Below are 6,858 nucleotides of genomic sequence, written 5' to 3'. Positions count from 1 at the left end.
TCTCTGGCGTGCAGTCGGCAACATCTGCGACCTGTTCGAGCCCGAAGAATGTTGGAACTACCTCAAGGCCGCTGGCTATGTTGCAGATTAATCGCCTGACGCTCTAGCCAAGGCCAAACAGAAGATACCACGCGACGCCGGCGACGGAGGATGCGGCGAGCACCTTGATCATCCCGATCCGAAAGCCAAGGACGGCGATGGCGGTGGCCAGCGAAAGGACGAGGGCCGGGCCGTTCACGCTGCTCCACACCGGCAGATCGATCGTCCCGCCCAGCAGGGATATCTCGCGCACCTTGCCGAACAGGACGTGCAGGCCGAACCATACGGCGAGGTTGAGGATCACGCCGACGACGGCCGCGGTGACGGCGGCCAGCGCCGCCGAGAGCGCCCGGTTGCTCCGCAGCTTTTCGATGAAGGGCGCGCCGAGGAATATCCAAAGGAAGCAGGGAACGAAGGTGACCCAGGTGGTCAGAAGGCCGCCCAACGTTCCCGCGACGAACGGATTCAACGCGCCGGGATCGCGGAAGGCGCCGAGGAAGCCGACGAACTGCGTCACCATGATCAGCGGCCCCGGCGTCGTCTCCGCGAGGCCCAACCCGTCGAGCATTTCGCCGGGCGCCAGCCAGCCATAACCGTCGACGGCCTGCTGGGCTACGTAGGCGAGAACCGCATAGGCGCCGCCGAAGGTCACGACCGCCATCTGTGAGAAGAACAGGGCGATGTCGGTGAAGACGTTGCCGGCGCCGAGGGTGAAAAAGAGCAAGGCGACCGGCGCGAGCCAGAGCGCCAGGAGCACGCCGGAAACGCGGATCGCCCAGGCCAGGCTCGGCCGGGCGTGAAGCGGAATCGTCTCGCCCAGCGCCGAGTCCGCATCGGCAAGCGGTGCTCCCTTGGACGTCCCGTGTCCTCCGCCAACGAGGAAGGAATGATGCCCGGCGCGACCGCCGGCATAGCCGATCGCGCCAGCCGACAGGATGATCAGCGGAAACGGTACGTCGAAGTGAAAAATCGCGACGAATGCCGCCATGGCGATGCCGAGCATCCACCGGTTCTTCAGCGCCCGCCTGCCGATCCTGACCACTGCCTCGATGACGATCGTCAGCACGGCCGCCTTCAGCCCGAAGAACAGCGCGCCGACGATACCGACATTGCCGAAGGCGGCGTAGACCCAGCTCAACGCCATGATGCTGACGAGGCCGGGCAGCACGAACAGCGTGCCGGCGACGAGGCCGCCTTTGGTCCCGTGCAGCAGCCAGCCGACATAGGTGGCCAGCTGCTGCGCCTCGGGACCCGGCAGAAGCATGCAATAGTTCAGCGCGTGCAGGAACCGGTTCTCGCCGATCCACCGCTTCTCCTCGACCAGAATGCGGTGCATCACGGCGATCTGCCCCGCGGGGCCGCCGAAGGAGAGCGCGGCGATGCGCGTCCAGACCCGTGTGGCTTCGGCGAAGGATATGCCGTGGCCCTGCCCCAATGCCGGAGAAGGCGGCTCGCCGCGGAGACTGTCCATCATCTTATGTGTTCCGATCGGCGATTGGCGGGAAGCCGCCGCTTAGAGCGCCGGGCTTCCATTGAGAGGCACAAGGGACGCTCTGGCACTTTGATTGTGCACCGGAATGATCCAAAAATCGGATTCCACTTTTTGATCCGATGCTCTAGCTCGCCAATTCCTCCCGTCCGGCGAAGTCGTCCAGCGCTTCTGGGTTGGCCAGCGCCTCCTTGTTCTTGACCTCCCGGCCCTCGACCACCTCGCGCACGGCGAGTTCGACGATTTTGCCGGACTTGGTCCGGGGAATGTCCGAAACCTCCAGGATTTTCGCCGGCACATGGCGCGGCGAGGCTCCGGCGCGGATCCCCGACTTGATGCGCTGGGTCAGTTCCTCGGTCAGCGCGACGCCATCGGCGAGCCGCACGAACAGGACGACGCGCACGTCGCCGTCCCAGGGCTGGCCGATGCAGATCGCCTCCTGCACCTCGTCCATCTGCTCGACGATGTTGTAGATCTCGGCAGTGCCGATCCTGACCCCTTGCGGGTTGAGCGTGGCGTCCGAGCGGCCGTGGATGATGATGCCGCCATGCTCGGTCCACTCGGCGAAGTCGCCATGACACCACACGCCCGGAAACTGGTCGAAATAGGCATTCTGGTAGCGCTCGCCGGTCGGATCGTTCCAGAAGCCGACCGGCATCGCGGGAAACGCCTCGGTGCAGACGAGATCGCCCTTTTCGCCGCGTACCGGCTGGCCCGCCGCGTCCCACACGTCGACCGCCATGCCGAGGCCCGGCCCCTGGATCTCGCCCTCATAGACGGGGCGCCATGGAACCCCGAGGACGAAGCAGGAGACAATGTCGGTGCCGCCCGAGACCGAGGCGAGATGCACGTCGGCCTTGATGCCCGCATAGACGTAGTCGAAGCTCTCCGGCGACAGCGGCGAGCCGGTCGAGGCCAGCATCTCGACCGCCGACAGATCGTGCGTGTCGATCGGCGTCAGCCCCTCCTTGCGGGCGGTATCGATGAATTTGGCACTGGTGCCGAAGAACGTCGCCTTCTCCTCCGCCATGTAGTCGAAGATGACGTTCGGGCCGGGGTGGAAGGGCGAGCCGTCATAGAGCAGCAGCGTCGCGCCGGTGGCGAGCGCCGAGACCAGCCAGTTCCACATCATCCAGCCGCAGGTAGTGAAATAGAACACCCGGGAACCCGGGCCGGCCCCGCAATGCAGGCGGTGCTCCTTCAGGTGCTGGAGCAGCGTGCCGCCGGCCGAGTGGACGATGCATTTGGGGATGCCCGTCGTGCCGGAGGAAAACAGGATGTAGAGCGGATGGGCGAAGGGCAGCCGCTCGAAGGCGATCGTCGCCGGCGCGAAAGGGGCGAGGAAGGCGCCGAGGGCGACGCCGTTGGTCACCTTGGACGCGACCGCTTCGGCCTGGCCGAGATAGGGAACGACGACGGTTCGCAAAGGCCGCAGTTCCGCGGTGATCGGGCCGAGCTTGTCGGCGATCTTGATGGCCTTGCCGGCATAGTAATAGCCGTCGACCGTCATGAACAGTTTCGGCTCGATCTGGCCGAAGCGATCGAGCACGCCGCGTTCGCCGAAATCGGGCGAGCAGGACGACCACACAGCACCGATCGACGCACAGGCGAGCATGGCCGCGATGGTTTCCGGCATGTTCGGCATCATCGCCGCGATCCGGTCGCCCGCAACGACGCCCTCGGCGCGAAAGGCCTGGGCGAGGCGCGAGACGAGGTCGGTGAACTCGCCCCAGCTCACGCGCCGCTGCACCTTGTCCTCGCCGCGAAACACGATGGCGTCGCCGGATTGCGGCCGCCTCAGGAGGTTCTCGGCGAAGTTCAGCCGCGCGTCCGGGAAGAAGCGATCCTGGGGCATCGAATCACCCTCGGCGAGGATGGTGTCTCCCCGATCGCCGACGACGCCGCAAAAGTCCCAGACCGCCTCCCAGAACGCCGGCCTGTTGTCCACAGACCATTGATGCAGTGCCTCGTAGTCGGCGAATTCGCGGCCCTCGCGCTCGCCGGCCATGACCGCGAACGCCGTCATCGGATGGCGCGCGACGCGCGCTTCGCCGGGTGTCCAGAGCAGTTTGCCGCCCATCGTCTATCCTCTTCATGACCGCCCATGCTGGTGCCATAGCGCTTCCTTGATGGCAACGATCGGCGCGATGTCATCCTTCGCCCGAGGGACAGCGACCGCGGCGGCCTTGGCTTTGCGCCGCGCCGGGGTCTAGAACGGACAGAATTGAAGAAGGAAGCTTCGTGACGCGCATTTCTCCCCGGGACCGGCTCGAATCGCGCCCCGAACCCTCGGGCGAAAGACCACGGTTCAAGCGCCTTTCGCGTATTGCGGCCGCGATCGCGGTCCTCCTTGTCCTGATCGCGCTTGCGACCACGCTTCCCGGCCTTGCACTGGGTTCAGACGTAGCGCGGCAAGCCGTCGTTGACCGGCTGGAACGCATGACCGGCGAACCCGTCACCATCGAGGGTGACATTGCGTTCTCGCTGCTTCCCAGAACCCGGGTTGTTCTGGACCGCGTGCGCATCGGAAGCGCGGGTTCGCTCACCATCGGCCAGATCGTCGCCGAGCTCGACCCCATGAGTGCGTTGACCGGGACGGCGAACATCTCGCGTCTGGTGCTGATCCGGCCCGACATCAAATTGGTGGCAGACCGGCCGAATGCTGACGCGGCGCGGTCACAAAGCGACCCCAAGCCGCGGCAACTCGCCAAGATGCTCCTCGGTCGGATCGAGGGTTTGCGACGCATCGAAATCCGCGACGGGATCGTCCGCCCCCATCCGCGGATGCCCGGCGGAGACGTCAGCGATATCGACCTGATCGTGGCTCGCGCGTCCGCTGGGGCCGCGCTGCGCCTGTCCGGTTCGTTCCTGTGGAACGGGCAGCCGGCGGATGTTGATATCGATATCGGCGCCCCGGACGCGCTCATGGCCGGCGGATCGAGCGACGTCGACATCAACCTGGCCTCGCCGCCCTTGTCCGCGAACTTCGACGGAACCGCGAGCCTCGACAGCAACGCCACGATCAACGGCAAGATCAAGCTGACCGCCGCTTCGCTGCGCAGCGGCATCGGGTGGTTTGCCGACCCCGACCTGCGGATACCGGATGTCGGGCCGTTTTCGCTGAACGGCGACTTGCTGCTCGCCGGCCTCCAGGCCAATCTGCAGCAGGCCGACATATCGATTGCCGGCAGCCAGGGGCATGGCGCGCTGGAGGCGAGTTTCGCCTCGGCGACGCCTGTCGTCGGTGGCACACTGGCCTTTGCGAGCCTCGACTTCAGCCCGTTTGCCCGTGCGGTCCTGCCGCTGCCGGACGATCCCTTCGACCTCAAACGGCCGATCGACATCGCATTCGCCAAGGCAGTGAAGCTCGACATCCGTCTGTCGGCCGCGCAGGCGAATGTGGGTCCTGTGCCGCTGACCGATGTCGCGGCGGTCGTCAGGCTCGGTGAGGGTCGGGCCGAACTCGACATCGGCGACGCGGCCGTCTTCGGCGGCCGCAGCCAGGCCAACCTCGTCTTCGACGCCAATCCGGCGACGCCCTCAGCGACAGGTCATCTTTCCGCCACCGGGGTGGATACCGCCAGCTTGCTGAAGGCCTTGAAGGTCGAAGCGCTCGCCATGACCGGGCGCTCCAGCTTCTCCGCCAAGGTGACATCCCCCTTCCTCGACTGGGCATCCATTCTTGCCGGAGCCCGTGTCGAGGCCGAATTTGCGTCGCGCGACGGGACTATTCGCGGGTTTTCTCCCAAGGCTTTCGCATCGTCCGGGACGCGGCCACTCGCCGACGGTTTGACCGGGACCACGGTTCCCTACACGGCACTTGAGGCAAACATCGCAACAGCCGGCGCCAACGTCCGGTTGAACGGCATGACGATCGAAAGCAGCAACGGCGTCCTTGCGGCCTCCGGAGGCCTGTCGGTCATCGATGGCGAGGTCACCATCCGGGGGCGCTATGATTCCCAGGCGGCCAAGACCGCCTCCTCCCAAGCCGCGTTCACCACATCGAAACCGATTGCGTTCACCATCGACGGCAAGTGGCCCAACCCGGACGTGACGACGCAATAGGCTGACGATCCGGTCTGACACGTATCGAACGTGATGACCGGAAGATCGATCGAGGTTGCGGCCGGCGTCCGACAATCGGATCGAAAACGTCGCATGTCAGGTAAATCCCTCGCCGACGCCCTCTACTGCGCCCGCCGCCGGATCGCGCCGATGCTCGCCGGAGCGGTTGTGCTCGCCGGAGCGGTTGTGCTGACGGCGAGCGGGTGGGCGTTCGCCGCACCGCCAACGGCCGAGGCAAGCGCGGATCCGAGCGCATGCGTCGGCCGCTATCACGCAGCGCTCGTCGCGATCGGACAATCCGAATACCCGAAGATCAAGGCGGCCCGCACGATCGCTTTCAAGGGCGACGACAACTTGGCCGGGGCGTTGATTTTCGCGCCACTTTCCCGGCCCCGCAACTCAGATGAGATGGCGGCGCTGCGGCAGGCCACCGCCCAGGCCCGCGCCCGCGGCCGCGCCACCTGGCTCGCCAGTTCCGACAAGCGGTGGATCGCCGATCGGATCGTGACCGAGCTCGGCGAATATCTCACCCAGGACGAATCCCCCTATCTGTGCGGCGGCGTGCCCGACTATCTCGCCACGGTGCGGAGCTATGCGAGCCGCGTCGCCTCCGTGCCGGCGGAACCGGCCGAGTCCCTGACAATTCAGCGCGAGGCGGCCCGGCGCGCGATCCGCCAGGCTTACGCGGCGATGCTGCCGGTGCCGGTGCCACGTTTCGCTCCAACGGCGAGAGGCGACGACCTCATTGCCGGGCTTCGCCCCTCCAAGGGCGCCGAGCGTATGGCGGCGTTCCTCACCCCGGCCGCCCATTCGATCAGGAAGCGGGTTTACGGGCCGGAGATCGATCCCGATCTGCCGCCGCTCGCGATGGCCGAGGTAACGCCGCTGGCGAGCGACCGCGACCGACTCGCCGCGCTCGACGGCCTTGTCGCCGCTGCACGGGCCGGCGGATTCACGAGCCCGCCAAAACGCGACGTGGCGGCAACCGGCTCCGTCGGCGAAAAGCGCGATGCTGAAGACGCCCGCGCGCGCCCGGTGCTGGCACGGCTGGCCGCGTTGAAATCCCTGGTTGTCGGCAAGCAGGCCGCGATCGGCGACCCGCTGGTCCGGCGCGCGCTCCTCGCGGCGTTCGCCGAGATCGAGGCGCTCGACTATCTCGCCCACCGTCCGACCGGCGGCGACCCGATGCTCGCGGCGATCGAAGCGACGCTTAGCGAGATCGAAGCCGCCCATGCGAAAGCCTGCGACTGCGCCGACTGACCAAC

At 66.5% G+C, this 6,858-nt stretch carries 4 protein-coding genes; 2 read left to right on the top strand and 2 right to left on the bottom strand.

Annotated features, from left to right (window positions below):
- Positions 1-103 precede the first annotated feature (103 nt).
- Both chrA and VSX60_RS19015 read right to left on the bottom strand, forming a co-directional pair.
- Positions 104-1,513: a chromate efflux transporter gene (gene chrA, locus VSX60_RS19020; RefSeq protein WP_327625838.1), complete on the bottom strand. Its 1,410-nt coding sequence runs from the start codon at positions 1,511-1,513 to the stop codon at positions 104-106.
- Between the two features lie 142 nt (positions 1,514-1,655).
- Entirely contained in the window at positions 1,656-3,608 is a 1,953-nt protein-coding gene (locus tag VSX60_RS19015) for an acetoacetate--CoA ligase (protein ID WP_327625837.1), read from the bottom strand.
- Between the two features lie 161 nt (positions 3,609-3,769).
- On the opposite strand from VSX60_RS19015, the gene VSX60_RS19010 reads away from it, so the two are divergent.
- Together VSX60_RS19010 and VSX60_RS19005 are read left to right on the top strand one after the other, a co-directional pair.
- Positions 3,770-5,593: an AsmA family protein gene (locus tag VSX60_RS19010; RefSeq protein WP_327625836.1), complete on the top strand. Its 1,824-nt coding sequence runs from the start codon at positions 3,770-3,772 to the stop codon at positions 5,591-5,593.
- Positions 5,594-5,686: 93 nt separating this feature from the next.
- Positions 5,687-6,853, top strand: a complete 1,167-nt coding sequence (locus VSX60_RS19005; RefSeq protein ID WP_327625835.1) for a hypothetical protein — start codon at positions 5,687-5,689, stop codon at positions 6,851-6,853.
- Positions 6,854-6,858: the final 5 nt, after the last annotated feature.

This window comes from Aurantimonas sp. A3-2-R12 (assembly GCF_036016755.1).
GTDB lineage: Bacteria > Pseudomonadota > Alphaproteobacteria > Rhizobiales > Rhizobiaceae > Aurantimonas > Aurantimonas coralicida_A.
Note: the sequence above shows the minus strand (reverse complement) of the source record. Positions and strands in the feature narration are given on the sequence as shown.

What these genes read in the sequence shown, in the direction of transcription:
- chrA (WP_327625838.1), bottom strand. Translation starts at nt 1,513, where the DNA reads ATGATGGACAGTCTCCGCGGCGAGCCGCCTTCTCCGGCATTGGGGCAG.
- VSX60_RS19015 (WP_327625837.1), bottom strand. Translation starts at nt 3,608, where the DNA reads ATGGGCGGCAAACTGCTCTGGACACCCGGCGAAGCGCGCGTCGCGCGC.
- VSX60_RS19005 (WP_327625835.1), top strand. Translation starts at nt 5,687, where the DNA reads ATGTCAGGTAAATCCCTCGCCGACGCCCTCTACTGCGCCCGCCGCCGG.